Source organism: Micromonospora andamanensis (assembly GCF_016863495.1).
In the GTDB taxonomy this organism is placed as follows: Bacteria; Actinomycetota; Actinomycetes; order Mycobacteriales; family Micromonosporaceae; genus Micromonospora; species Micromonospora andamanensis.
This window is the reverse complement of record NZ_BOOZ01000033.1, coordinates 1-25892: the sequence shown is the minus strand read 5'-3', so window position 1 is coordinate 25892 and position 25892 is coordinate 1. Positions and strand designations below refer to the sequence as shown.

Sequence of the window (25892 nt, the reverse complement as noted above, 5' to 3'; positions counted from 1 at the left end):
AACGCACGCTGCCCCTCACAGAGTTTCACCGCAACAGCCGTCGGGTCGACGGTCGCGCCTACTACTGCAAGGCGTGTGCGACAGCCCGCTCGGAGGCCAGCCGCCGCAAGCGTGGCATCGCCCCCGCACGGAGGCCGGCAACTCCTGTGGGCCAGGGTCTGAAGTGGTGCCCGGACTGCGAGCAGATCAAGCCGTTGGGCGACTTCCCGAGCACCACTCGGAAGGCCAGCGGACGGCACAGTTACTGCAAGCCCTGCCACAACGCACGGGGTAAGGAGACCGCCCAACGGCTGTACGGCGGCAACCGCGAGTATCACCTGCGGCGGCGGTACGGCATCGGGCAGCGGGAGTTCGACGAGCTGCTGGCCGAGCAGGGTGGGGTCTGCGCGGTCTGCGGTGTCCCCGATCCGGAACATGTGGACCACGATCATCGCACCGGACGGGTGCGCGGGATACTCTGCTTCAACTGCAACGGTGGTCTTGGCCAGTTCCGTGACAGTCCGACGAGGCTGGCCAGGGCCATCACGTACCTGAGAGGAACCACGTGGCAGCGGGTTTTGATCCATCCGGGCGTCTTCCAGATGTGTTCACCAACGCGGGGACGTCCTCCTTCACGGCATTCCTGAGCAAGGCGGCCCCCGAGATGCTGCCGGGCCGACGGGCGCTGCCCCCCGGCATGGCCGCCGATCTGGCCCCGCACGCCACCACGATCGTGGCCATCGCTGCCGCCGATGGTGTCGTGATGGCCGGTGACCGGCGGGCCACCATGGGCAATCTGATCGCCCAGCGGGACATCGAGAAGGTGCACCCCGCCGACGCGTACTCGCTTGTGGGCATCGCCGGCACCGCAGGTGTCGGCATCGAACTGATGCGGCTGTTCCAGGTGGAGCTGGAGCACTACGAGAAGATCGAGGGCGCGATGCTCTCGCTCGACGGCAAGGCGAACCGGCTCGCCTCGATGATTCGCGGCAATCTGGGTGCGGCGATGCAGGGTCTGGCGGTGGTTCCGCTCTTCGCCGGCTTCGACCTGGCGGCAAGTGATCCGACGCGGGCCGGCCGGATCTTCAGCTTCGACGTCACCGGCGGCCCGTACGAGGAGACCGGCTACGACGCGATCGGCTCGGGTTCGCTGTTCGCCAAGTCGGCGCTGAAGAAGCGGTACCGGACCGGGCTGTCCGTCGACGACGCGGTGCGGTTGGCGGTGGAGGCGCTCTACGACGCCGCCGACGACGACACCGCGACCGGCGGTCCTGACCTGACGCGGCGGATCTACCCGGTGGTGATGACCGCGACGGCGGAGGGCACGCACCGGTTGACCGACGCGGAGACCTCGACGATCGCGGAGAGTGTGGTCGCCGGCCGGATGGAGAATCCGGGTGGCTGAGCCGCCCGCCCGCAGCTGATCCCCGTTTCCCGAGTACCGCGCCCGAAGGAGAGCCGCCGCCGTGGCCATGCAGTTCTACGCCTCGCCCGAACAGATCATGCGCGACCGTTCCGAGTTGGCCCGCAAGGGCATCGCCCGGGGGCGCAGCGCGGTGGTCCTGAGCTACGCCGGTGGGGTGCTGTTCGTTGCCGAGAATCTTTCCAGTGCGCTGCACAAGGTCAGTGAGATCTACGACCGGATCGGGTTCGCCGCCGTCGGCAGGTACAACGAGTTCGAGAACCTGCGCCGGGCCGGGGTGCGGATGGCGGACCTCAACGGTCTGAGCTACGACCGGCGGGACGTCACCGGGCTGGCGTTGGCCAACTCGTACGCGCAGATCCTCGGCGCCATCTTCACCGAGCAGTCGAAGCCGTTCGAGGTGGAGATCTGTGTGGCCGAGGTGGGCGCCACCCCCGATGACGATTCGCTCTACCGGAACACCTACGACGGTTCGGTCACCGACGAGCCGGGCCGGATGGCGATGGGTGGTCAGGCCGAGGCGATCTCCGGGGTGCTCAAGGCGAACCACCGGCCGGACATGTCACTCGGCGAGGCGGTGAAGGTGGCGGTGCAGGCGCTGGGCAGCGTCGGTGGCGAGGGCGGTGCCGCCCGTACGATCGCCGCCAACCAGTTGGAGGTCGCCGTCCTGGATCGCCACCGGGTGGGCCGTACCTTCCGGCGGATCACCGGTGCGGCGTTGACGGCGCTGCTGGACGGCGACGCGGCCGGCGAGTCGGCGGCGGAGGGTGACCGGGCGCAGACCCCGACCACGCCGACGGAGGAGGGGCACAAGCCGACCACCTCGGCCGGTTCCGCTGACCTGGAGGACAAGCCGGGCGACAAGTCCGACACCTGAGTCACGTTTCCGGGCCGCGGTCCGGTAGGGGCGGCGCCCGGACGGTTTCGACCGGCCGGGCGCCGCGTCGTTGGGCTCGCGGCTGTCGACGGCCGACGTACGGTGTGCGGGTTCGGGCGGCTCAGTCGCGGGCGAGCAGTGGCCGCGCGAGTGCCCACCAGGCAGCGGCGACCGCGTTGAATGCGCCCATCCCGGGTGGTGCGGCCACGTTCGACGGGGCGACCCGGGCGGTCATCAGGTCGGCCAGGGTGCCGTCGCCGACTGTGCGTTCGGCCTGGAGGCGTCGTCGCCGGGCGCGTAGCCAGTCGCGGTGCCGCCACAGCCAGGCCCAGCCACGGGTCTTCTGGGGTCCCCAGCCGCCGGCCAGCGCGGCGGCGAGCATGGCGGCCTCGGTGAGTAGCAGCATCGGGGCCAGCAACGCCAGCGTCCGGCCCTGGTACGCGGTGAGCAGGGTGATCAGGCGGTTGCGTTCGACCAGGTAGAGCTTGAGGTCGTTGCGGGAGAACTCGTAGTGGTGCAGGACCACGGCGTCGGGCACGTACTCCAGGCGGAGGCCACGCTGCCACAGCCGCAGGCTGAGTTCGGTGTCCTCGTGGTAGGCGAAGTACTCGTCGGGGAAGCCGTCGAGTTCCGCCCAGCGGCGGCGGCTGATGACGAAGCAGCAGCCGCTCAGCGACGGCACCACGGTGCGTCGGGCGTGGGCGCTGGCCGGCTCGCCGTTGCCGCCGGCCCAGGACAGCCCGGTGAAGTGCAGCGGGTTGCCCGAGGTGTTGATCAGCTCGGGGTCGTGGGCGAGTCGGATGGAGGCCATGGCGGCGCCGACGCCCGGCTCGGCGGCCACCGCGACGACCTTGTCGAGGGCGTCGGGCGCCACGATGGCGTCGGAGTTGACGAAGGCCAGCCAGTCGCCGGTGGCCTCGGCGGCGCCGAGGTTGCAGCCGCCGGAGTAGCCGGTGTTCGCTTCCGGCCGGATGACCCGTACGCCGGGCAGCCCCTTCACCACGTCGATGCCGTCGCCGGTGCAGCCGTTGTCGACCACCACCAGTTCGACGTCGACACCGGTGCTGGCCAGTACGGCCCGGGCGGCGTCGACAAGCCAGGGCTCGGCACCGTAGGCGAGCATCACGGCGGTGACGCTTGGCGGTCTCATGGGGCTCCTCCGCTTGTGGTGGCGGGTATCGGGGCGGCGGCCGGTGGGGCGGGCGGGGGCGTCCGGCGGCGGCGCAGCAGGGCGAGCATGACGGCTGCGGCCACCACCGACCCGACGGTGTAGCCGAGTTCGACGCGCAGTGCGACCGGCAGTGGGGGCAGGGTCGCGACGGCGAGCGCGGCGACGCCGACGGTCCAGGCCAGGGCCTGGGCGTGGTGCCGGTCGCGGGCCAGCAGCGCCTGACCGAGCACCATCGCCCACAGGTACGCCAGCGTGGCCACCGAGAGCCAGGCGAAGTCGCCGTGGCCGAGTACGTCGGGGGTGTCGAAGAGGGCCCGCACGAGCCACGGGCCGAGTAGTGCGGCGAGGATGCCGCCGAGGGCCCCGAGGGCGGTGACGACGGCCAGGGATCGGCGTAGCAGGGCGCGGAAGGCTGGCTCGTCGCCGGTGGCGGCGGCGGTGGAGAGGCCGGGCAGCAGCGCGGCCTGCATCGAGCCGAAGACGAACAGCGGTATGCGGACCAGCACCAGCGCGGAGAGCAGCGCGCCGGCGGTGGCGACGTCGGTCGGGTCGAGCAGCCGTACGTTGATCACGCCGACGTTCACCACCACCTGGGCGAGCAGGCTGGAGATGGTGAGCAGGGTGAGTCCGCGGATCAGGGGCGGCCAGGGGACCGCCGGTCCTCGGCCGATCGTCCGGGCGACGGGTACGGCGGTCAGCGCCACGGCCGCCAGTGGTGCCACGACGAGCACCAGCGCGTAGGCCACGGGGGAGTCGACGCCGGTGACGGCGAGGGCGGCGACCAGGCCGATGCGCAGCCCGCCGTCGAGGCCGAGCTGGGTGCCGTACCAGCCGAAGCGGCGCAGGCCGGAGAGCACCCCACGGGTGGTGTGTGCGACGGCCAGTGCGGCCAGCGCGCCGCCCAGGGCGGGCACCATCGTGGGGTCGCCGTCGAAGAGCCGGTCGGTGAGGAGGTCGGCGGTGCCGATGGTGAGCAGGAGGAGCAGGCCGAGCACGATGGCGGCGACGGCGGCGCCGCGGGCCAGTACCGGCCCGGGTGGCAGCCCGCGGGTGCGCCGGGCCGCGACGAGGCGGGCGACCTCCTGTTCGACGGGGAAGAACACGCCGATGCCGAGGGTGAAGACGACGGACCAAAGCACCGACAGCGAGGAGTAGTCGGCGGCGTCGAGGTTGTGTCCGGCCAGGGCGAGGTGGACGTAGGCGGCCAGTCCGACCACGGCCAGGCCGATGCCGACGGGGATGGTGCCGGGCGGTACGAGGCGGAGCAGGCGGCCGGTCACCGGCGGATGAGGGCGAGGGTGAGGACGGCCAGGGCCCGGCCGAGGTAGATCATCGCCTTGGCGGGGGAGTGGCTGGGTGTGCCGGCCATCCGGCGGCGCATGGCGACCGGGACCTGCTGGATCCGGTAGCCGCGGCGGGCGGCGTGCACGAGCGTCTCGACGGTGTCGCCGAGGTACTCGACCGGGTACCAGCGGGCGAACATGTCGATCATCCGTCGGTTGGCGGCCCGGAAACCTGAGGTGGTGTCGGTGAGCGTGGCGCCGGCGAGGCCGGACAGCACCACCGACAGCATGCCCATCGCCCAGCGGCGGGGGCCGCGTACGGTGTATTCGCCCTCGCCGGCGAAGCGGGCGCCGATGACCAGGTCGTAGTCGTCGAGCAGGTCGACAAGCTTCGGCACGTACCGGGGGTCGTGCTGCCCGTCGGCGTCGACCTGCACCGCGAGGTCGTAGTCGTGGTCGTGGGCGTAGCGGTAGCCGAGCCGCATGGCCCCACCGACGCCGAGGTTGTACGGCAGTCGGGCGACGCGGGCACCGGCGGCGGCGGCGACGGCGGCGGTGTGGTCGGTGGAGCCGTCGTCGACGACGAGCACGTCCACCCCGGGCAGTTCGCCGCGGATCTCGCCGACCACATCGCCGATGGAGGCGGCTTCGTTGAGCGCCGGAATGATGATCAGCAGTCGTTTGCCGTTAACCATCGCGAGACACCATCTCCGTCCGGTCCGGGTGCCGGGCCCACTCCGCCCGTTCCATCCGGTCGGCTTCGACTTCGGCGCGGAGCAGGGCGAACTCCTCGGCGAGGGTGCGGGTCTCCTCCTCCAGCGCGCTCACCTCCCAGCTGAGGTGGATGCAGACCAGCAGCAGGAAGACGATGCCGAGGAAGAGCACCAGGCTGACGCCGGAGGCGACGCCGAGCAGATCGGCGACACCGTCGAGCAGCCGGGGGAACAGTGACAGCGGGATCACCACGAACAGCAGGCCGAGCCAGAGCATGCCGTACTTCTCGCGCAGTTGCCGGCGGCGCAGCAGCTCGACGATCGTGGCCAGCAGGACCAGACCGGTCAGGCCGGTGACCAGGGTGAGCTTCATACGACCTTCCACGGGGAGGGTGGAGCGGCGGGGGCGAACGCGTCGGCCAGGGTGGCGTGCCAGTCCGGCAGGGGCGGCAACCCGGCCCGGGCCCACCGGCCGTGCCCTAGCACACTGTACGTCGGCCTGCGGGCGGGTCGCACAAACCGGGCACTGGTGGTGGGCCGGATCCGTTCCGGGTCGAGCCCGTGTCGGGCGAAGACCGCGCGGGCCAGGTCGTACCAGGTGGCCTCGCCGGAGCAGGTGCCGTGGTAGATCCCGGGCGCGGCGTGTCCGGCGTGGGCGGCCTCGGCGAGCATCACCAGGTGGCGGGCCAGGGCGTGGGACCAGGTCGGCTGGCCCCGCTGGTCGTCGACGACGTCGAGGGTGTCGCGGCGGTCGGCCAGGTCCAGCATCGTGGTGACGAAGTTGCGGCCGTGGCGGCCGTAGAGCCAGGCGGTACGCACCACGTATCCGGTGTCGGGCAACAGCCGGGTCACTGCCTGTTCCCCGACGAGCTTGCCGCGACCGTACGCGTTGAGTGGGGCGGTCGGCGCGTCCTCGGGGTAGGGGGCGGTGGCGGTGCCGTCGAAGACGTAGTCGGTGGACAGGTGCAGCAGGCGGGCACCGTGTGCGGCGCACGCGGTGGCGAGATGGACGACGGCGTCGCCGTTGACGGCGGTGGCGGCCGACTCGTGTGCCTCGGCACCGTCGACGTCGGTCCAGGCAGCGGTGTTGACCACCACGTCGTGGCCGTCGACGGCGGCGTGTACGGCGGTGGCGTCGGTGATGTCCAGCTCGGCGCGGGTGGCGGGGGTGACCCGGTGTTCCGGTCGGGTGCCGAGCACGTCGACGAGGTCACGTCCGAGCATTCCGCCGGCTCCGGTCACCAGGAATCTCATGCGGTGGCCGCCTTGAGCGGTTCCCACCAGGCGCGGTTGTCCCGGTACCAGCGGACGGTGTCGGCGAGACCGGTGTCGAGGGTGATGCTGGGGGCGTACCCGAGCTCCTTGCTGATCTTGCTGATGTCGAGCGAGTAGCGGCGGTCGTGTCCCTTGCGGTCGGCGACAGGTGTCACCCGGTCCCAGCCGGCTTCGCAGGCGTCCAGGAGCCGGGCGGTCAGTTCCTTGTTCGTCAGTTCGGTGCCACCACCGATGTGGTAGACCTCACCGGGACGGCCCTTGTCCTGGACGAGGGCGATGCCCCGGCAGTGGTCGTGCACGTGCAGCCAGTCACGCACGTTGCCGCCGTCGCCGTATAGCGGGACTGTGTGTCCGTCGAGGAGGTTCGTGACGAACAGCGGGACGACCTTCTCCGGGTACTGGTAGGGCCCGTAGTTGTTGGAGCAGCGGGTCACCACCACGTCGAGGCCGTGGGTGCGGCGGTAGGCCAGGGCGAGCAGGTCGGAGCCGGCCTTCGACGCCGAGTAGGGCGAGTTGGGCGCCAGCGGCCAGGTCTCGGTCCAGGAGCCTTCGGCGATGGAGCCGTAGACCTCGTCGGTGGAGACGTGCACGAACCTGTCGACGCGGTGCCGGAGCGCGGCGTCGAGCAGATTCTGGGTGCCGAGGACGTTCGTGGTGACGAAGGGCGCGGCACCGGCGATCGACCTGTCGACGTGGGACTCGGCGGCGAAGTGCACCACCACGTCATGCCCCGCAACGGCCTTGTCGACCACGTCGGGGTGACGGATGTCACCCTGCACGAACCGCAGCCGGGGGTCGTCGGCCACCGGTGCGAGATTGGCCAGGTTGCCGGAGTAGGTGAGCGCGTCGAGCACTGTGACCTGGGCCGGGTTCAGGGCCGGTACGCCCGCCGCGCTGCCGCCGGGGACGCCGAGCAGCGTCCGGACGTACTCCGAACCGATGAAGCCGGCGCCGCCGGTGACCAGAATCCTCACGGGTCCGGAAGTCTACGCGAAACGGCCACTTCCGCAGGGTAGGCGAGGCGCTGTTGCCGGTAGTCTCCTCCGGATGCGTGGAATCCTGCTCGCCGGTGGCACCGGTTCCCGGCTGTGGCCGATCACCCGGGCGGTGTCGAAGCAGCTGATGCCGGTCTTCGACAAGCCGATGATCTACTACCCCCTCTCCACCCTGGTGATGGCCGGGATACACGAGATCCTGGTGATCACCACGCCGGAGGAGCAGGGGCAGTTCCAGCGGTTGCTCGGCGACGGCGGTCAGTTCGGGCTCCGGTTGGAGTACGTCGCCCAGCCCCGCCCGGAGGGCATCGCGCAGGCGTTCGTGCTCGGCGCGGACTTCATCGGTGACGAGTCGGTGGCGCTGATCCTCGGCGACAACATCTTCCACGGGGTGGGCCTCGGTCGACAGCTGGCTGCGGCAGGTGACCCGGTGGGCGGGCGGATCTTCGCCTATCCGGTGGCCAACCCACAGGCGTACGGCGTGGTGCACTTCGACGCCGACGGTCGGGTGCTGGCGATCGAGGAGAAGCCGCAGCGGCCGACGTCGCGGTACGCGGTGCCCGGCCTGTACTTCTACGACAACCGGGTGGTGGAGATCGCCCGGGGGCTCACCCCCAGCGCCCGGGGGGAGCTGGAGATCACCGCGGTGAACGAGGCGTACCGGCAGTGGGGTGAGTTGTCGGTCACCGTGCTGGACCGGGGGACCGCCTGGCTGGACACCGGCACCTTCACCTCGCTGATGCAGGCCGCCGAGTTCGTCCGGGTGATCGAGGAACGGCAGGGCATGAAGATCGGCTGCGTGGAGGAGGCCGCCTGGCGGGCCGGCCTGATCGACGACGCACAGTTGCGCGCCCTGGCCGAGCCGTTGACCAGGAGTGGCTACGGCGACTACCTGCTCGACCTGCTCGCCGGTGGGCGGCAGGAGCCGACAGGCGAGTCCGGCGGGGCGGGGGCGGCCCGGTGAAGTTGCGGCCGTTGAGCGTCGAGGGCGCCTGGGAGATCACCCCGCAGCAGCACGGCGATCCGCGTGGACTGTTCCTGGAGTGGTACCGCTTCGACCGCCTGGGCGAGGCGGTCGGGCATCCGCTGAGGCTCGCGCAGGGCAACCTGTCCGTCTCGGCCCGGAACGTGGTGCGCGGGATCCACTTCGCCGACGTACCGCCGGGGCAGGCCAAGTACATCACCTGCGTCCGGGGGGCGGTGCTCGACGTGGTCGTCGACCTGCGGGTCGGCTCGCCCACCTTCGGTAGGTGGGACGGGGTGCGCCTGGACGACGTCGACAGGCGCGCGGTCTACCTGGCCGAGGGGCTCGGCCACGGGTTCTGCGCGTTGACCGACGACGCCACCCTGACCTACCTCTGCTCGACCACCTACAACCCGTCGGCGGAGCACGCCGTGCATCCGCTGGACGAGGAACTGGGCATCGACTGGCCGGCCGGCGTGCCGCAACTGTCCGCCCGCGACGCCGCCGCGCCCACCCTGGCGCAGGCCCGGGCGGCGGGGCTGCTCCCCGAGTACGACGCGTGTCAGCGGTACGTCGCGACGTTGGCGGCCACGACGGATCCCACCGACGAGTGAGACCGGCACGTGCCCCGACAGTGACGAACAGGGCCTCCGTACGGCTAATGTCTCATCATGGAACGGCGAATCTTCGGTCTGGAGACCGAGTACGGCGTCACCTGTACCTACCGCGGACAGCGGCGGCTGTCCCCTGACGAGGTGGCCCGCTACCTTTTCCGCCGGGTGGTGTCCTGGGGCCGGTCGAGCAACGTCTTCCTGCGTAACGGCGCACGGCTCTACCTGGATGTCGGCTCGCACCCCGAGTACGCCACCCCGGAGTGCGACTCGGTGGTCGACCTGGTCGCCCACGACCGTGCCGGCGAGCGGATCCTGGAAGGGCTGCTCATCGACGCGGAGAAGCGGCTGCACGACGAGGGCATCGCCGGTGAGATCTACCTGTTCAAGAACAACACGGACTCGGCCGGCAACTCCTACGGCTGCCACGAGAACTACCTGGTCTCCCGGCACGGTGAGTTCGGTCGGCTGGCCGACGTACTGATCCCGTTCCTGGTCACCCGGCAGCTGATCTGCGGCGCCGGCAAGGTGTTGCAGACGCCGCGCGGGGCGGTCTACTGCCTGTCCCAGCGCGCCGAGCACATCTGGGAGGGCGTCTCCTCGGCGACCACCCGCAGCCGCCCGATCATCAACACCCGGGACGAGCCGCACGCCGACGCGGAACGGTACCGCCGGCTGCACGTCATCGTCGGTGACTCCAACATGAACGAGGTCACCACGCTGCTGAAGGTCGGCACCGCCGACATCGTGCTGCGGATGATCGAGGGTGGCGTGGTGATGCGCGACCTCACCCTGGAGAACCCGATCCGGGCGATCCGGGAGGTGTCGCACGACATCACCGGGCGGCGGAAGGTGCGGCTGGCCTCGGGCAAGGAGGTGAGCGCCCTGGAGATCCAGCAGGAGTACCTCGCCAAGGCGACCGAGTTCGTCGAGCGCCGGGGCGGTGACCAGACCGCCAAGCGGGTGGTCGAGCTGTGGGGCCGGGTGTTGCGGGCGGTGGAGACCGGCGACCTGGAGCCGGTCTCCCGGGAGATCGACTGGGTGACCAAGCTGCGGCTGATCGAGCGTTACCAGCGCAAGCACGACCTGCCGCTGTCCCATCCCCGGGTGGCGCAGATGGACCTGGCGTACCACGACCTGCGCCGGGGTCGCGGGCTCTACGCGCTGCTGGAGCGGCGCGGCGACGTGGACCGGGTGGCCACCGATCCGGAGATCTTCGAGGCGAAGGAAACGCCCCCGCAGACCACCCGGGCCCGGCTGCGCGGCGAGTTCATCCGGCACGCCCAGGAGAAGCGACGGGACTTCACCGTCGACTGGGTGCACCTGAAGCTCAACGACCAGGCGCAGCGGACGGTGCTCTGCAAAGACCCGTTCCGGGCGTACGACGAGCGGGTGGAACGGCTGATCGCCAGCATGTGACGGGTCGACCGGGGCCGGTTCCACAGGCCGGCCCCGGGTAGGCTGGTCCGGTCATGAATCCTCCTGAACCTCCCACCCCGGGCGCCCAGCGGCAAGGCTGGATCGAACGCCGCCGCGACAAGGTCCGCGCCGAGATCGAACGCAACCGTCGCGGCGAGTACACCGTGCCCACCTGGGTGCTGGCGCTGGCCCTGGCGCTGATCGTGGGCGCCTGGGTCGCTCTGATCATCTTCGCCTGAGCTGCCCGGAAGGCCACTTGTCACCGCCTGCGTTGCAGCGGAGGCCCGGTCAACGCTCGGCCGCCGCGAGGCCCGGTCAACGCTCGGCCGGCGCCGGGGGCGGCTGCGCCGCCAGGCGGGCGGCGTGCCGGCCGGCTGCGGCGGCGGCCAGGAAGTAGGCGTGGTCGGCGTCCAGTCCGCGCCCCATCGTCGACAGCGGCACCGGGCTGCCCCGGAGCGCCGCGTCCAGCCCGGTGGTCTCCACCCGCACCAGCGTGTGCCGCTCGGCGAGCGGTCGCAGCGCGGCGTCGACCTCGGCGGCCAGCGTCGGGTCCAGCTCCGTCGGCACCACCAGTTCCGCGCGGGCCAGCGCCACCCGGCCGTACGCGGTGAGGCTGTGGTGCGACACGCCACGGTGCCGGGGTCGCGGGTCGGCGGCGGAGATCCGCAGCGAGCCGACCGGGCGTCCGCCGAGGGTGGCTACGGCGTTGACCGCCTCGCCGACGGCCACTCCGGAGAAGCCCCAGCGGGTGCCGGTGCCGAGGTTGCCCGGGCCCTGCGCCACCACCGCGATGTCGGCGTCGAGCACGTGCCGGGCGGCGAGCAGCCCGCTGTGCAGCGTCGACGCCTCCAGGTCACCGCCGAACGCCTGCCCGACGCTTATCGTGCCGACCAGGTCGTCCCGCAGCCCGGCGAGGGTACGGGAGAACCAGGCGGGCAACGCTCCACCGTCGGTGAGCAGGTACGCCACCCGTGCAGCGGGCGCGTCGGCGCGGACCCCGGCGAGGATCGCCGGCAGCGCGGAGTGCAGGTCGGCGGTGACCACCGGCAGGCCGGCGAGGTCGTCGGCGGCGGCCAGCACCTCCCGGTGCGGTGACGCCTCCTCGTCGACGCCGAGCAGGATCGGCTGCAACGGGGTGTAGCGGGCCTTGACCAGATGTCCCGCGTCACGCGAGTCGAGGGCCTGCGGCGGATCCGGCGGCAGCCGGTCCGGCAGCGCCACCACCAGGGCGTAGCCACCGGTGCCCAGCCCCATCAGCAGCGCACCGGCGTTGAGCAGCACCCGGTCGCCCGCCTCCGGCTCACCCACGAGCGCCGGATAGGCCAACGCCCGCATCGAGCCGCCGCCATCGACCTCGACGTCCAGCTCCACCGCCCCGGCCCACCGCCGACGCACCCCCGCCACCACACCCGCCCGCCACCGCACCACCCCCGCACGCTAACCCCCACCCCCCGCCGCACCCCCACCCACCGGGGTAGCTTCCGCCGATCATGCAGTTTGGGCAGTAGTCAAAAGCTGCGAACCAGGGCAATTGAACAGCCACAACTGCATGATCGACGAGAAGGGTTGGGTGGGGGAGCAGGGGGCGGGCGTGGGGTGCCTGTGGGTGGGGTGGAGGCTGCTAGCGTCTACGGGGTGTCGCGCAGCCGCACCGAACGCCTGGTCAACCTGGTGATCTGCCTGCTGTCCACGCGGCGGTTCCTGACCGCCGCGCAGATCGCCGCGACCGTACCCGGATATGAGCACGATCCGGACGACGCCCGTGAGCACGAGGCTTTCCAACGCAAGTTCGAGCGGGACAAGGCTGAGTTGCGGGAACTCGGCGTACCACTGGAGACCGGGACGGCGAGCGCCTTCGACGCGGAGCCCGGGTACCGGATCGCCCGCCGGGAGTACGCGCTGCCCGACATCCCCCTCCAGCCGGACGAGGCAGCCGCGGTGGGTATCGCCGCCCGCCTGTGGCAGCACGCCGGCCTGGCCGCCGCCGCCTCGTCGGGGCTGGCGAAGTTGCGGGCAGCCGGCGTGGACGTGGACCCGCAGGCCACCCTGGGGCTGGAGCCGATGGTCACTGTCGATCCGGCGTTCGCGCCACTGACCGCGGCCGCCCGCGACCGGCGGGAGGTCCGCTTCGACTACCGGGTGCCGGACCGTGACGCGCCGGCCCGGCGCCGGCTGCAACCGTGGGGCGTGGTCTGCTGGCGCGGCCGGTGGTACGTGGTCGGTCACGACCTGGACCGCGACGCCACCCGCTGCTTCCGGCTGTCGCGGGTGGTGGGTCCGGTACGGGTCACCGGTGAGCCGGGCGCCTACCAGCCACCGACAGGTGTCGACCTGATCAGCCACGTGGCCCGCTGGTCCGGCCCGGTCGAGCGGCCCGGCCGGGCGACAGTGCTCGTCGCCCCGGGGCGGGCTGCCGGGTTGCGTCGCTGGGCGGTGGAGGTCACCGCCGGGTCGGAAGCGGACCGGCTGGTCCTGCCGTACGGCGACGCCTGCTCGTTGGCCGGTCACCTGGTCGGCTACGGACCCGACGTGCGGGTGGTCGACCCGCCCGAGGTCCGCGAGGCGGTCATCCAGCGGCTCAAGGAGATCGCCGCCCGACACGACACCCTGGCGGTGGTCCCATGAGACACCCTTTGTCAACCCCCGGGTCAAGCAGCGAGTTTCGAGGGCTGGTTGACCCGGCCGAGGGCGCGGTTGCGGTTGGCGACGTGGACGTTCTCGTCGTAGGGGGTGTTCTTGGTCAGGCAGTGCCACAGGACCTCGAGCCAGCGGTTACCGAGGGCTCGCAGTGCGGCGTGGTGCTTTCTTCCTCGACTACGTTGGGTGTCGTAGAACTCCCGGGCCCAGCCGGAGGTGCGCAGGCTGGTGAAGGCCCACTGCTGTACGGCGTCGGCGAGGTAGCGGTTGCAGGCCAGCCGGGACGCGACGACGAGCTCGCTCTTGCCGGAGCGGCGGGTGACCGGGGCCTTGCCGGCGTAGCATTGCAGCGCGTTCGGTGTGGCGAACTGTCCGATCGCGTCGCCGATTTCACCGGCGATCCTGGTGGCGAGTCGATCTCCGAGCCCTGGAAAGCTGAGGTAGATCTCGCCGCCAGGAACCGCCGGCCCCCGGTCATCACCGGGCTGTTTGGCGCGTCCTCGACGCCGGTCGCCCAGCAGCAGTTCGCCCATGCGTCGTTCCCAGCTGCGGCGTTGCTCGCGCAGCAGCAACAACTGGGCGCAGGCCAGCCGGATGGTGTCGGCCTTGGCGCGGATGAGGTAGTCGCGGGGCTGGAAGTGATCACCGGTCAGGGCCTGGGTGACCCGATCGGCGAGCCGGTGCGGCCAACCATGCTTGGCCGCCCGGGCGAGGGCCTCGACCTCGTCGTGGCTGGCGGCGGCCAACTCGTCGGCGGTGGGCCAGCGTTGCAGCAGCTTGAGCACCACCGGGCTCCCCAGATCGTCACCGGCGATGGCCAGCGCGGCCGGAAACACCGCGGCCAGGTCGGCGCGCAGCCGGTTGAGCAACCTGCGTTCGTCACGGCAGGCCCGGATGTCGTCGCGGGCGATAGCGCGCAGTTCTCCGGCCAGTTCCCCGTGCGGGATCAAGGCCCGCAGATCGGTGTACTGGTCCAACGCGAGCAGGCAGGCGATCCGCGCATCCTCGGCGTCGTCCTTCTTACGCGCCGGCCCACGCCGGCGGGCCACCAGGTCCGGGTTGACCGGCAACACCGTGTACCCGGCGTCGACCAAGGCCTCGACCAGCAGCCCGTGGCGGGTCTCGATGACCACCCGCACCTCGGCCGGGTCCGGCTCCAACCCGGCGATCCGCGCCACCAGCGCCGCCACCGCAGCCGGAGTGTGTTCCACCCGGGCCACCTCGACCACACCCTCACCCGGACGGCCCACCGCGACCAGATGGAACTCCTCCGCCCAATCGATACCGACCCCCAGCATCGCACCACCCCTTCACATCGTGACTGTGCGTACAGACCGAAGGCGCGGCGCCGTGCTGATGGACCAGTCCTCGCGGGACGACACCCTTGTGGGCGTCGGGCCTCCAAGGCCACCCTCCCGGGACGCCGTCTCATATCAGTCCTCAAGGGACAAGCGGCCAAAGCGTTCCCGGAAGGGGACCTCTGATGAACGAAGGTAATGCCATCAGCGGCACGACCCGTCCGGCCGCCCGCGCGGGTTCCCGGGCCTCCGCCGACCGGCTGGCCCGGCTGCTGAATCTGGTGCCGTACCTGCTCGCCCGGCCCGGCATCGAGATCGCCGAGGCGGCCGGTGACCTGGGTGTCACCGAACGGCAGCTGCGCGAGGACCTGGAGCTGCTCTGGGTCTGCGGGCTGCCCGGGTACGGTCCGGGTGACCTGATCGACATGGCGTTCGACGGCGACCGGGTGACCATCACCTACGACGCGGGCATCGACCGGCCGCTACGGCTCACCCCCGACGAGGCGCTGGCGCTCGTGGTGGCGTTGCGGATGCTCGCCGAGACACCCGGGGTGGCCAACCGGGAGGCGGTCGAGCGGGCCCTGGCGAAGATCGAGGACGCGGGCGGTGACCTGGTCGCCGCTCCGGTGGAGGTGCGCCTGCCCGGCGACACCGGGCGGGTGGAGCAGCTGCGGGCCGCGGTGGAGGGTGGTCGCGCGCTGCGCATCACCTACTACACGGCCGCCCGCGACGAGACCACCGAGCGGGTCATCGACCCGCTGCGGGTGTTGATGGTCGGCGGCCGGACGTACGTGGAGGCGTGGTGCCGCCGCGCCGAGGCGGTACGGCTGTTCCGGGCCGACCGCATCGACGCCGTCACCGAGCTGGCCGAGCCCGCCGTCGTACCGCCGCAGGCGCAACCGCACGACCTGCGCGAGGGGGCGTTCCGGCCGTCGCCCGACCTGCCGCTGATCACGCTGCGGATCGGTCGGGGGGAACGGTGGATCACCGAGTACTACCCGTGTGAACGGGTCGAGTCCGACGGTGAACGGTGGGTGGTGTCGTTGCGCGTCACCGACCTCGGCTGGGCCCGCCGGTTCGTGCTCGGCCTCGGCCCGGATGTCGAGGTCGTCGCGCCGGCCGAGCTGGCCGGGCAGGTCCACGAGTCGGCGGTGGCGGCCCTGGAGGCGTACGCGCAGCCGGTGCCGGCCGGCGCGGACCCGGCGACGGCCGGCGACAGGCAGTAGGCTGGCCCCCGTGCTGAAGTGGATCGTGCTCGCGCTGGTGCTGGTGCCCCTGGTTCTGCTCGCGCTGGCGGTACGACCCGTGCTGGCGCGACTGCCCCGGCTGCGCCGGGCGGCGCTGGCATTGCAGCGGCGTGCCGACGAGGCGACGGCGCTGCGCGAGGCGGCGGAGAGCCTCCAGCAGCGGGCAGAGGGGTTGCAGAGCCGGCTGGAGGCGACCCAGCAGCGGCTCACCCTGATCAGGTCCCGTCGAGGCGACTGAGCCGCGTCACCTACCGGCTGAGCAACTCTGCGCGGTGCTTCGTTCCTGCCCGTACGGTGTGTGCTGCTGCACGCGGCGGGCCGACTTCGCGCAGAATGATCCAGCCACCCGGTTGACGGGACACGCGCGGTTGGCCGAGACTTCACCCGCCGGGACGAACCCCCACCGCCCCGGCGGGTGGCAACGGCCGTCGTCGCACGTACGATGGGCTGCGGAACACCCCCGTTGGCACAAGCGACTGGAGCTTCACATGGGTGCCCTCAAGCCGTGGCACATCGCCGTACTCGTGGTCGTGCTGATTCTGCTCTTCGGCGCGAAGCGGCTCCCCGACGCCGCCCGGTCCCTCGGTCGCTCGCTGCGCATCATCAAGGCCGAGACGAAGAGCCTGGCCGACGACGACCGCGACCTCGCCGGCAAGGCCGACGCGCAGGCCGGCTACCAGCCGTACCCGCCGCAGCAGTCGGCGCCGCCGCAGCAGCAGCCCTACCAGGGCACGGTGCAGCAGCCGGTCGCCGACCCGGTGCAGCGCGTCCGCGAGAACTGATCCCCGGGTCCGGTAACCGTGGCCTTCGGACTCCGCAAGCGCGGACCGAGCAACTTCGAGCGGGCCGCCGACGGCTCGATGACCCTCATCGAGCACGTCCGCGAGTTGCGTAACCGCCTGTTCAAGGCGTCGCTGGCCATTCTGGTCGGCTTCGGCGTCGGCATCTGGCTGGCCGGGCCGGTACGCGAGCTGCTGTCCCAGCCGTACTGTCAGCTGCCCGGCAGCCAGCTCGCCGACGGCCGATGCAACTTCGTCCAGCTCGGTCCGGCGGACCTCTTCCTGCTCAACCTGAAGATCGGTCTCTGGGTCGGTCTGATCCTCGCCGCGCCGGTCTGGCTCTACCAGCTCTGGGCCTTCATCGCACCGGGCCTGCACCGGCACGAGCGTCGGTACGCGTACATCTTCACCGCCCTGGCGGCGCCGTTGTTCGCGGCCGGCGCGGTGCTGGCCTACTTCGTGGCCTCGAAGGGCCTGGAGTTCCTCCTGCAGGTCTCCGGCGACGACATCAACACCACCCTCGACATCACCCGCTACATATCGTTCATCACCAACCTGATTTTGATGTTCGGTGTGGCGTTCGAGTTTCCGTTGATCGTGCTGATGCTCAACTTCGTCGGCATCGCCAGCGCGAAGCGGCTGCTCGGCTGGTGGCGGGTCGCTGTCTTCGCCTTCTTCGCCTTCGCGGCGGTGGTCACCCCCACGCCGGATCCGTTCGGCATGACCGCGCTGGCGTTGTGCCTGTGCGCGCTCTACTTCGCCGCGGTGGGTGTCGCCTTCCTCAACGACAAGCGGCGCGGGCGCGGCAAGGAGGTCTACGCCGGGATCGCCGACGACGAGGTGTCTCCGTTGGAGTTCGACCGCGAGCCGGTCGAAGCGGGGCAGCGGGTTGACGCGAGCGCGCCGATCGATGCTCCCGCACCTGTCGACGCGCCGGCTCCGATCGACCGCCGCTACGACGACATAACCTGACGCGGCCCGACCCCCGCCGACAAGCGCGACGAGCCTTCCAGTGATGGAAGGCTCGTCGCTTTGGTGGGCCGTCGCGGGTGGGCGGCCACGGTACGGCCACACCGCTAGCGGTCGTCAGGGCTGCCGTCAGCAGGACAGTCGGCAATCCGTCACCGGGTTCTGCACGCTCTGCGACGGGGTAAGCGACTGAATACGATGTGTCGACGTGCTTGGCGAGAGAGGGGCTCCGTGCGCCGTCCGATGTTCCGCCGTCCATCCGCCGCCCGGCGGGGGCCCGACGCATCGGCGGCACGGTGGGGTGCCGCCCTCGCCCGCTGCGCGCTCCTGGGAGCCGCCACCGTGGGCGTCGGGTTCCTCATCGGTGCTCTGTCGAGCGACCCGGCCAGCGCGGACATCGCCGACCTGCCGACGGCTCTGACGGACGTCGGCGAGGGGCCGTCGGTGGGCCAGCGGGCCTCGGAACGCGTCCGGCCCACCGCGCCCGTCGACGATCTGATCGCCGGGCTCGTCGACGGCCCGCAGGCCCGGCAGCCCGACCAGGCTCGGCGGTCCGATCAGGGCCGGGCCCCGCGACGCGGCTCCCCGGGTATCGGCCGGCCGGACGACGAGCGCGGTGCGGAGCAGACCGTGGCGCGCAGCGGCCGACCGGACCGGGACCGGCCGGCGACCCCGGTGACCGCTCGTACCGCGAGATCGCCGTCGGCTGACGAACCGCCGGCCGACCGTGCACCGATCGACAGTGGCGAGGAGGGCCTCGGTTCTGGCCGGCGTGTCCCGACGGTGCCGACCCGACCGACCGTACCGGTCGTCGGCGACCGGGCGCCGGCCCCCGACCGGCAAGCTGACCTGCCACCCCTGCCGGCGTTGACCCAGGCCCTACCGGCCCTGCCGGCGGTGGCCCAGGCCCCGCCGCCCCTGCCACCTCTGCCGGCGGTGACCCGGGCCGCGACGGGCCCGGCGCCGCTGGCCGGTGCGGACGCCGTCATCGCGCAGACAGGGACCCTCACCCAGCCGGTGCTGACCACAGTCGTCGGGCAGACGACGACAGTCGCGCGGCCGGTGTTGAGCACTGTCGTCACGGCTGTGTCGTCAGGTGTGGATGTGGTGGTGACGCCTGTCGTCCGAGTGGTGGACCTGGTGACCCCCGCGCTGCCCGTCTTGTCGGGCTGCCCCGGTACGGGGTCGTCCACAGTGGTGCGACCGATCCTTCGGATGCCGACGACCGCCCCGACCCCGGACGTCGCGGACGGGACAGGGCCAGGCCGATCCCTGGCACCGGATCCGCCGGCCGCCGCGCCGTCGCCCGGGAAATCAGCGCCCACCGTATCGCTTGTGGGCGTGTCGCCTGCCGCGCCCCTGACCGGGGTGGCGGTGTCCGGCTGGCACCGGCCCTCGACCGGCCCGGCAGGTGCGGGGTCCGGGTCGACGCCGAAGCAGACCGGCGGCCCGCACCGGCCCGCGAATCCGAAACCCGGTGGGGACGGTGTCAGGGGTGCCGACAGCGGTCCCGGACCGCTGCGCGGGCTGACCCTCGACGGGTGTGGGATGCCCGCGACCGCCAGTGCCCGGCCTGACATCCCTGCGCCTCGTGGACATGCGAGCCGCCTCCCTGGAGTGGCCACCCGACCCGGCTGAGCCCGTCCCTGACCCGCCCGCGCCACCGGAGTACCCCGGCTGGTCGCCAGGCGTGGTCGTACGGGTGCCCGGGACCGTCGCAGTCGACGTGTCACGGGCCGGGCCCAGTCCGTTCGCGCGTGGTCGACCTGCGCAGTCCCGTTCAGGGGACCGGCAGGTGGCCGCGGTGCGTACCTGAGATCGGAGCTACGTGGTGATCCGCGTTGTGATTGGCGAGAGTATGGGTCTGCTGCGCAGCGCGTTGTGCGCGGCACTGGCCGGTGAGGAGGACGTCGAGGTCGTCGCCGAGGTGACGGGGCTCGGCGAGTTGCCCGGGATGGTGCGTCGGCACCTGCCGGACGTGGTGCTTGTGGATCTGGCGTCGGGCGCTCCCGAGCCGGTGAAGGTGATCACCGAGATCACCGAGACGGCACCCGCGACAGCGGTCCTGGCGTTGTGCGACAGGTGGGGTCGGGGCCTGGTGGAGGAGGCCCTGACGGCCGGAGCGAAGGGGTTGATCGGCAAGGACGAGCCGCTGCACGAGCTGGTCCGGTCCGTACGGGCGCTCGCGGCGGGGGAGCGGGTCATCGACGTGGCCGCCGCCGCTACGGCGTTGCGTCCCGCCACGGGTCCGCTGACGCCCCGGGAGGCCGAGGTGCTGCGGATGGCCGCAGAAGGGCTGCCGCTCAAGGAGATCGCCCGTCGGCTGTTCCTGGCGCACGGCACGGTGCGTAACCACCTGTCGGCGATCATGCGTAAGACCGGTGCCCGCAACCGGATGGAGGCGGTGCTGCTCGCCCGCCGCGACGGCTGGATGTGACGGTGGCCGGGGCCGCCGACAAGCGGCCCGGGCACCGGCGGCCTCGACGGGCGAAACCGGCCGGGCCGTGTTTGAATGCTGACGGTCTGTGATGCAGCCGACGATGCTCGGGGAGCCCACGGTGATCCGTACCCTGCTCGCTATCGATGGTGCCCTGGTCCGTGGCGCCCTTTCCCTCGTGCTCGCCGCGGAGGACGACATCAGCGTGGTGGCGGAGGTCGATCGCGGCGACGTGGTCACCTGGACGATCCGCACGCGCCGTCCGGACGTGGCAGTGGTCGACCTGGACCTCGTCGAGGGGCTGCCGGTGGCGGGCACCTGTCCGCTGCTGGTGCTCGCCGAGCCGCGCCGGGCCGGCAGCCTGCACACGATGCTCACCCCCTCCCGGACCGTCGGCATCCTCGGTAGCGACGTGCCGCCGCAGCGGGTGGTCGACGGGATCCGCCGGCTGTCTCGCGGGCAGCCGGTGGTCGATCCGGAACTGGTGCTGGCGGCGCTGCACCGGGACAGCCCCCTCACCCCACGTGAGGCGCAGATTCTCGGCCTGACGGCGGGCGGCGCGCCGGTCGCGGAGGTGGCCGGGACGCTCGGTCTGGCACCCGGCACCGTCCGCAACCATCTCGGCCGGATCATCCGCAAGGCGGGTGCCCGAACCAGAGTGGAGGCGGTGCAGGTGGCCCGCGACGCGGGCTGGATCTGACCGGCGGCGCACGTTCCCGCGCCCGGGTCAGCCGTGGCCCGACCGAACTCCGGCGGCGGTACGGTCGGCGTCGACGTGGCCGGGCGACGCCGCCGGGACACCGTCCCAGTGTCCCACCAGGTCACGGTAGGCGGGCGAGCGGGAGAGCAGCTCCTGATGGCCGCCCACCATCGGACCGTCCTCGTCGAACACCAGCACCCGGCGGGCCCGGACGGCGGAGCTGATCCGGTGGGCGATGACGACAAGGGTGCCGGGTCGCCGGGCGAAGGCCCACTCGACTGTCGCCTCCAGGGTCGGATCCAGGTGACAGGTGGCCTCGTCCAGGATGACCAGGGGGGCGGGGGCCAGATAGGCGCGTACCGCGGCGATCAGTTGCCGCTCCCCGGCGGAGAGCGTGGCCGGGTCGACAGGGGCGGCCAGGCCACCCAGTCGCCGGGCGAGGGGGGCGGCGCCGAGCACGGCCAGGGCGGTCTCGATGGCCGGGCCGTCGGCGTCCGGAGACAGGTAGCGGAGATTGTCGGCCAGGGAGCCACTGAAGACGTACGCCTCCTGCGGCACGAGCACCCGCAGTGCGGCCCGGTCGGCGGGGGCGACAGCGGCCACCGGCCGACCGGCGAGGTGGACAGTTCCGTGTTCCGGCTGGACCAGGCCGGCGACCAGCGCGGCCAGGGTGGACTTGCCGGTGCCGCTGGGCCCCACCACCGCGAGGTGTTCCCCCTCGGGCAGTTCCATCGAGAAGTCGGCCAAGATCGGTCGGGCGCGGGGGCCGTACCGGAAGGTCAGGTTGGCCACCCGAACCGCCGGGCAGTCACCGGCCGGTTCCGGGGTGGGCCTGGCCGCGGAGCCGCTGTGCGAAGGGGGGCGGCAGGTACGCAGGATCCGTTCCAGGGTGACGGCGTACCGGAGCCCTCCGCCACCCAGCCCCTGCACCAGAGCGTGCAGTGCGGGTTGCAGGCTGGTGGTGACGTAGACAAGTGCGCCGAGCACCGCGCCGGTGCTCAGCCCGCGCCGCACCAGCCACGGCGCGGCGAGCAGCAGGACCACCACCGGCAGCCAGCCGCCCAGCCCGAGGCTGAGGCTGCGCAGCGCGGACATCCGGGCCAGCGTCCGCTCGGCGGCGGCGTGGTCGTTGACCCGCCTGTCGACGCCGGCCACCGTACGCTGCTCGGCGCCGCAGGCGAGCACGTCGCGGTGACCGGCGAGCGCGGTCGCCGTGGCCCGGCCGAGCGCCTCGCCGGCGCGCACCTGGGCCCGCTGGTGCGTCAGCATCGCCGGGAGCGCGGCGGCGAAGACGGCCAGTCCCACCAGCAGCGGAGCCGCAACCAACGCCGCTACCGTCGGGTCCAGCGCCAGCAGGCCGAGCAGGGCCGCCCCGGCGGTGAACAGGAAGCCGCGCACCACCATGACCAGGCCGCCGAAGGTGTCCCGGACGATCTCCACATGGTGGGTCAGGCGGGCCACCGGGGCGCTGTCCGGGCGACCGCCGGCCCCGGTGGCGTCGTGCAGCGCGCCGTGGACGACCAGGCCGGCCAGTTCGTCGCGGAACGGTTCCACCAGGTCGCCCAGACTCCGGTACACCCGACCGGTGGCCAGCGCGCCGACCAGGACGGCCACCGCGAGTCCGGCCAGCCAGGTCAGGCCAACCGCGAACCGTCCGGCGAGGAAGCCCTGGTCGACAGCGCGGGCGACGACCAGCCCGGCGAGCAGCGCCGGCAGGGACTCGACGAGCGACCAGGCGCACAGCCGGCCGACGTCCCGGCGACGGGCCCGTAGCGCCCGCCACGTCGTCCGGCCGACGTCGGGGCGACTCACCGGAGCACCCCGTCGCCGCCGAACACCGCCCGGTAGTCCGGGTCCGCCCAGAGCCGTCGGTGCGGTGCCAGCGCACGCAGCCGACCGTCGTCGAGCCAGGCGACCAGGTCGGCGGCGGCGGCCGTGGCCACCCGGTGGGTGACCACCAGGCGGGTACGTCCCGCCTGTGGGCTGGTCAGCGTCTGGGCGATCCGGTGTTCGGTGGCGGTGTCCAGGCTGGACATCGCGTCGTCGAGGATGAGCAGCCGTTCGGCATGCAACGCCCGGGCCAGCCCGATCCGTTGCGCCTCTCCGCCGGACAACGGAGCCGCCACGGTCGGGGTGCGGAACCCGTCGGGCAGTCGGCTGACGACCCCGTCGACCTGTGCGGCCCGGGCCGCGGCCAGCACGGCCGCGGTGGCCGGCGCGCCTGTCGACGGCGGCCGGGCCGACCGTTCGGGCAGGCCGAGGCCGATCGCGTCGTGCACCGTCTCGCCGACAAGCACCGGACGGTCGAAGGCGTGCCCGACCGCCCGACGCATCGCGGCCGGGTCGAGGCGGGTCAGTGGCACCCCGTCCAGTAGCACCTCACCGGTGTCCGGGTCGTACAACCGGCCGGCCACCGCGGCGAGGGCGGACTTGCCGGCCCCGGAGCGTCCGACGACGGCCACCGTGCTGCCGGCGGGGATGTCCAGGTCGATCGCGGCCAGGATCGGCCGGTCGTCGTCGGCGCGGACACCGACCCCGCGCAGCCGCAGGTGGCCCACGCCGGGCCGCAGCGGTTCGACGCCGTCGGGCCGCGCCTTCGCCGACAGCGGCTCGGCGATCCTGCGGGCCGCGGCCCGGCTGCGGACCAGCCGGTTGAGGGTGGCCAGCACCGCCCCCAGCCCGGCGCCGAGCGCGGCGTACTGGACGGCGGCGACGAGTTGCCCGGGGGTGAGCCAGCCGACTGTCAACGCGTATCCGCCGACGGCGACGACAGCGACCTGAAGCAGCGGCGCCACGGCGGCGACGCGGGCGTTGGCCCGGGCCAGCAGCCGCCAGCCGAGCCGGCCGTGGCCGCGTAGCTGCGGCAGCGGCGCCAGCACCCGGGCGCACTCGGCGTCGGTGGTGCCGGCCGCGGCGATGGTGCGGGACCCGCCGAGCGCCTCCTGGAGCCGCCCGGCGATCGTCCCGAGCACCCGCTGGTACCCGGTGACGGCGGCCGAGGCGTCGGTGACGAAGGTGGCCATGAGCACGGTCAGCACGGCCAGACCGGTGAGGAGGGTGAGCCCGAGGACGGGTTCCAGCAGGAGCAGAGCCCCCACGCTGCCCAGCGGGGGCAGGACCGCGATCCCACCCAGCGCCACGGCGGTGCCGGCCTGCCCGGCGTCGGCGGCCTGCCCGGCGAGCCGGCCGACCAGGTCACCTACCGGATAGCGGCGGACGGTCCGCACGTCCAGCGCGAAGAGGTGTCGCAGCAGCCGCCGGCGGAGCCGGGCGGTGGCTCGGGCGGCACCGTAGCCGCTGGCGAGGTCACCGAGCACGTCGGTGACCAGCAGGGTGACGACCAGGATGCAGGCGACCACCGGCCACCGGGGGGAGGCGTCCCCACCGACTGCGGCGTCCACCGCCAGCCCCAGCACCGCCGGCAGCGCCAGCTCGGCGGCGGCCCCGGCCAGCGCCACCACCACGAGCATCGCGGTCCAGCCGCCACCGTCGCGAACCACCCGCAACAGCAGGCGGTCCTCGCCGGCAAGCGTTCGCATCGGTCCTCCCGCTCATACGGCGTGGCCCTGGACGGTCAGATCACCGTCCAGGGCCTCGCGTGGTGCGATCCGTCAGTTGCAGGTCGTGACGGACAGCGAGCTGTCGCCGCAGAGCAGCAGGCTCGCCCGGCTACCACCGCCGGTCCGGTCGGCCGGAGCCGCCTCCAGTCCCTGAAGGTCGAGAAGCGCCATGTCGTTCACCTCCTATCGGGCGTCGGGGTCAGGGTCGCCCCCGCCGTGGCGGGGGAGTCTGGTGCGCCGGTGAGGGGCGCGAGGAAGGGCAGGGCGGTCGGGCCGTCGGGCTGGGCGGTGGCCAGCGCCAGCAGGACGCCCGCGGTGCCGGTGGCGAGGTCCATGGACATCCGCAGCAACTGCTCGCCGGGGAAGGCCGTGCCGTCCCGGTACGGCAGCGCGTGCCAGCCCAGCCGCCGGATCTGCCCGTCCAGCTCGTGGCGTAGCTGCGGATCGTCGGGCTGGGCGGCGAGGTAGACGATGATGCCGGCCCGCCCGGCGAAAAGTCCGGACTGCGCGTAGAACGGTGACCGGGCGGCGCGGCGCACACCGGCGCTCGCCTCGGCGAACTGCTCGTCGTGCCGGTGGCGCAGGTACTGGTCGAGGACGAGGCCGATACCGACGCTGCCCTGCCCGAGGTAGGGCATGGTCCGCCAGCCCTCGTTGACCTCCAGCGCGCCGTCGGGGCGTACCACGCAGCGGCGCAGATCCTGCCGCAGCGCGGTGGCGGCGTGGTCGAGCAGTCCCGGGTCGCCGGTCAGCTCGTACAGGCGCACCAGCAGCAGCGCCGCTCCGGTTCGGCCGCGCAGCAGCCCGGCGTACGTTTGCCGGCCGCCGCTGACCTCGCCGTCGGGGTCGTCGGCGAGCCGGTCCACCAGCTCTCCGGTGACCTGCCAGGCCGCGTCCCGCAGCGCTGGTTCCCCGGTACGCCCACCCAGCTCGGCCAGGTTGAGGGCGATTCCCGCCAGTCCGCCGGCCAGGCTGTGGTCCAGCCCGGTGGTCGACTCGCGGAGGCAGATGTCGAGCACGTCGAGCGCGTCCTGCCGGCGACCGAGCACCTCCAGGGCGTACGCGACGCCGTGCAGGCCGTCGTAGAAGCCGCACCGGGTGCCCGCCGGGGGTGCGGTGGCCTGGCGGACCAGCCACTGCTCGTGTTCCGGCCATCGGCCGGCGCCGCTGCGGTGCAGCGCGTAGAGCACGCCGGCGGCGCCGTGGGCGAGGTTGAACCCGCCGCTGCGGAACTGTTCGATGTCGCCGGGGAACAACCTGTCGGTGCGGGCGGGTGTGGCGCTGGCCAGAATGGCGCGGGCGAGCCCGTCCCGGTCTTCGGCTGGCACCTCGGCGGTGGATGGGACGCGGTCGCCGGGCCGGGTGTCCGGGCCGGTGATCTCCGCTACCGCCGCGTCGAGGAAGTCCCTCGGCACCGGGAAGGTGTCGGCGATGATGTCGGCCAGGTGTGCCGCCTTCGCCGGGACGAGGCGCACCAGCTGGGTCAGCGGCAGGAACAGGGCCAGCCGCAGGCAGGCAAGGGCATAGTGGTCGACCGCCACGCCGGTGCGTCCCC

The 25892-nt window shown here is 72.5% G+C and carries 27 protein-coding genes; 15 read left to right on the top strand and 12 right to left on the bottom strand.

What is annotated here, in order from left to right:
• The first annotated feature begins 146 nt into the window (after positions 1 to 146).
• The 3 genes from Van01_RS23445 to prcA all read left to right on the top strand — a co-directional run bounded on the left by Van01_RS23445 (position 147) and on the right by prcA (position 2279).
• A complete protein-coding gene (locus tag Van01_RS23445) occupies positions 147 to 626 on the top strand; it encodes an endonuclease VII domain-containing protein (protein ID WP_239099248.1) in 480 nt (159 codons plus the stop codon).
• Positions 545 to 1384 (top strand): proteasome subunit beta, encoded by an 840-nt coding sequence (prcB, locus tag Van01_RS23440; protein WP_204011572.1) that lies wholly within the window; start codon positions 545 to 547, stop codon positions 1382 to 1384. The genes Van01_RS23445 and prcB overlap by 82 nt, the downstream gene beginning before the upstream one ends.
• Before the next feature lie 61 nt (positions 1385 to 1445).
• Entirely contained in the window at positions 1446 to 2279 is an 834-nt protein-coding gene (prcA, locus tag Van01_RS23435) for a proteasome subunit alpha (RefSeq protein WP_204011568.1), read from the top strand.
• A gap of 121 nt (positions 2280 to 2400) precedes the next feature.
• On the opposite strand, the gene Van01_RS23430 is transcribed toward prcA, so the two are convergent.
• Genes Van01_RS23430 through rfbB form a run of 6 tightly spaced genes read right to left on the bottom strand, consistent with a single transcriptional unit; the run spans position 2401 to position 7695 of the window.
• A complete protein-coding gene (locus Van01_RS23430; protein WP_204011563.1) occupies positions 2401 to 3429 on the bottom strand; it encodes a glycosyltransferase family 2 protein in 1029 nt (342 codons plus the stop codon).
• Complete coding sequence (locus Van01_RS23425; protein WP_204011561.1) at positions 3426 to 4730, bottom strand: lipopolysaccharide biosynthesis protein; 1305 nt, start codon at positions 4728 to 4730, stop codon at positions 3426 to 3428. The genes Van01_RS23430 and Van01_RS23425 overlap by 4 nt, the downstream gene beginning before the upstream one ends.
• The gene (locus Van01_RS23420) at positions 4727 to 5428 is read right to left on the bottom strand and encodes a glycosyltransferase family 2 protein (protein WP_204011559.1); all 702 of its coding nucleotides are present in this window, start codon (positions 5426 to 5428) and stop codon (positions 4727 to 4729) included. Before Van01_RS23420 ends, Van01_RS23425 begins: the two co-directional genes overlap by 4 nt.
• A complete protein-coding gene (locus Van01_RS23415) occupies positions 5421 to 5819 on the bottom strand; it encodes a DUF2304 domain-containing protein (protein WP_204011556.1) in 399 nt (132 codons plus the stop codon). Before Van01_RS23415 ends, Van01_RS23420 begins: the two co-directional genes overlap by 8 nt.
• Positions 5816 to 6700, bottom strand: coding sequence for a dTDP-4-dehydrorhamnose reductase (rfbD, locus tag Van01_RS23410; protein ID WP_204011553.1), 885 nt, complete (start codon positions 6698 to 6700; stop codon positions 5816 to 5818). Before rfbD ends, Van01_RS23415 begins: the two co-directional genes overlap by 4 nt.
• On the bottom strand, positions 6697 to 7695 hold the full coding sequence (gene rfbB / locus Van01_RS23405) for a dTDP-glucose 4,6-dehydratase (RefSeq protein ID WP_204011550.1): 999 nt from the start codon (positions 7693 to 7695) through the stop codon (positions 6697 to 6699). Before rfbB ends, rfbD begins: the two co-directional genes overlap by 4 nt.
• A 73-nt stretch (positions 7696 to 7768) precedes the next feature.
• Here rfbB and rfbA point away from each other — a divergent pair, with 73 nt between their 5' ends.
• The 4 genes from rfbA to Van01_RS23385 are packed head-to-tail and all read left to right on the top strand — an operon-like array spanning position 7769 to position 10949.
• Positions 7769 to 8680: a glucose-1-phosphate thymidylyltransferase RfbA gene (gene rfbA / locus Van01_RS23400; RefSeq protein WP_204011547.1), complete on the top strand. Its 912-nt coding sequence runs from the start codon at positions 7769 to 7771 to the stop codon at positions 8678 to 8680.
• Positions 8677 to 9294 carry a dTDP-4-dehydrorhamnose 3,5-epimerase family protein gene (locus Van01_RS23395; RefSeq protein ID WP_204011544.1) on the top strand — a complete coding sequence of 206 codons (618 nt, stop codon included), beginning with the start codon at positions 8677 to 8679 and terminating at the stop codon, positions 9292 to 9294. The genes rfbA and Van01_RS23395 overlap by 4 nt, the downstream gene beginning before the upstream one ends.
• 57 nt (positions 9295 to 9351) lie before the next feature.
• Positions 9352 to 10710, top strand: a complete 1359-nt coding sequence (gene pafA / locus Van01_RS23390) for a Pup--protein ligase (protein ID WP_204011541.1) — start codon at positions 9352 to 9354, stop codon at positions 10708 to 10710.
• Between the two features lie 53 nt (positions 10711 to 10763).
• Positions 10764 to 10949 carry a hypothetical protein gene (locus tag Van01_RS23385; RefSeq protein WP_204011538.1) on the top strand — a complete coding sequence of 62 codons (186 nt, stop codon included), beginning with the start codon at positions 10764 to 10766 and terminating at the stop codon, positions 10947 to 10949.
• Between the two features lie 76 nt (positions 10950 to 11025).
• Here Van01_RS23385 and Van01_RS23380 read toward each other — a convergent pair whose 3' ends face one another.
• Entirely contained in the window at positions 11026 to 12138 is a 1113-nt protein-coding gene (locus Van01_RS23380; RefSeq protein WP_204011536.1) for a DUF3866 family protein, read from the bottom strand.
• Between the two features lie 207 nt (positions 12139 to 12345).
• Between Van01_RS23380 and Van01_RS23375 the strand changes: the two genes are divergently transcribed.
• Positions 12346 to 13335 (top strand): helix-turn-helix transcriptional regulator, encoded by a 990-nt coding sequence (locus Van01_RS23375; protein ID WP_204011534.1) that lies wholly within the window; start codon positions 12346 to 12348, stop codon positions 13333 to 13335.
• A gap of 23 nt (positions 13336 to 13358) precedes the next feature.
• Here Van01_RS23375 and Van01_RS23370 read toward each other — a convergent pair whose 3' ends face one another.
• Complete coding sequence (locus Van01_RS23370; RefSeq protein ID WP_204011528.1) at positions 13359 to 14645, bottom strand: IS110 family transposase; 1287 nt, start codon at positions 14643 to 14645, stop codon at positions 13359 to 13361.
• A 185-nt stretch (positions 14646 to 14830) separates the two neighbouring features.
• On the opposite strand from Van01_RS23370, the gene Van01_RS23365 reads away from it, so the two are divergent.
• From Van01_RS23365 to Van01_RS23335, 7 genes are all read left to right on the top strand, one after another.
• Complete coding sequence (locus tag Van01_RS23365) at positions 14831 to 15871, top strand: helix-turn-helix transcriptional regulator (protein WP_204011524.1); 1041 nt, start codon at positions 14831 to 14833, stop codon at positions 15869 to 15871.
• Positions 15872 to 15881: 10 nt separating this feature from the next.
• Positions 15882 to 16130 carry a hypothetical protein gene (locus Van01_RS23360; RefSeq protein WP_204011523.1) on the top strand — a complete coding sequence of 83 codons (249 nt, stop codon included), beginning with the start codon at positions 15882 to 15884 and terminating at the stop codon, positions 16128 to 16130.
• A 250-nt stretch (positions 16131 to 16380) separates the two neighbouring features.
• Positions 16381 to 16674, top strand: coding sequence for a Sec-independent protein translocase subunit TatA (gene tatA, locus Van01_RS23355; RefSeq protein WP_204011513.1), 294 nt, complete (start codon positions 16381 to 16383; stop codon positions 16672 to 16674).
• Between the two features lie 18 nt (positions 16675 to 16692).
• Complete coding sequence (gene tatC, locus Van01_RS23350) at positions 16693 to 17643, top strand: twin-arginine translocase subunit TatC (protein ID WP_204011511.1); 951 nt, start codon at positions 16693 to 16695, stop codon at positions 17641 to 17643.
• A 339-nt stretch (positions 17644 to 17982) separates the two neighbouring features.
• The gene (locus Van01_RS23345) at positions 17983 to 19278 is read left to right on the top strand and encodes a hypothetical protein (protein ID WP_204011508.1); all 1296 of its coding nucleotides are present in this window, start codon (positions 17983 to 17985) and stop codon (positions 19276 to 19278) included.
• Positions 19279 to 19471: 193 nt separating this feature from the next.
• Positions 19472 to 20077, top strand: a complete 606-nt coding sequence (locus Van01_RS23340; RefSeq protein WP_239099247.1) for a response regulator transcription factor — start codon at positions 19472 to 19474, stop codon at positions 20075 to 20077.
• A gap of 103 nt (positions 20078 to 20180) precedes the next feature.
• Complete coding sequence (locus Van01_RS23335) at positions 20181 to 20777, top strand: response regulator transcription factor (RefSeq protein ID WP_239099246.1); 597 nt, start codon at positions 20181 to 20183, stop codon at positions 20775 to 20777.
• A 27-nt stretch (positions 20778 to 20804) separates the two neighbouring features.
• On the opposite strand, the gene Van01_RS23330 is transcribed toward Van01_RS23335, so the two are convergent.
• The 4 genes from Van01_RS23330 to Van01_RS23315 all read right to left on the bottom strand — a co-directional run.
• Positions 20805 to 22589, bottom strand: a complete 1785-nt coding sequence (locus tag Van01_RS23330) for an ATP-binding cassette domain-containing protein (RefSeq protein WP_204011505.1) — start codon at positions 22587 to 22589, stop codon at positions 20805 to 20807.
• Positions 22586 to 24316, bottom strand: a complete 1731-nt coding sequence (locus tag Van01_RS23325; RefSeq protein ID WP_204011502.1) for an ATP-binding cassette domain-containing protein — start codon at positions 24314 to 24316, stop codon at positions 22586 to 22588. The genes Van01_RS23330 and Van01_RS23325 overlap by 4 nt, the downstream gene beginning before the upstream one ends.
• Positions 24317 to 24388: 72 nt before the next feature.
• The gene (locus Van01_RS23320; RefSeq protein ID WP_093405935.1) at positions 24389 to 24508 is read right to left on the bottom strand and encodes a SapB/AmfS family lanthipeptide; all 120 of its coding nucleotides are present in this window, start codon (positions 24506 to 24508) and stop codon (positions 24389 to 24391) included.
• 5 nt (positions 24509 to 24513) lie between these two features.
• The coding region (locus Van01_RS23315; RefSeq protein WP_204011500.1) for a lanthionine synthetase LanC family protein at positions 24514 to 25892 on the bottom strand (1379 nt) is incomplete at its 5' end.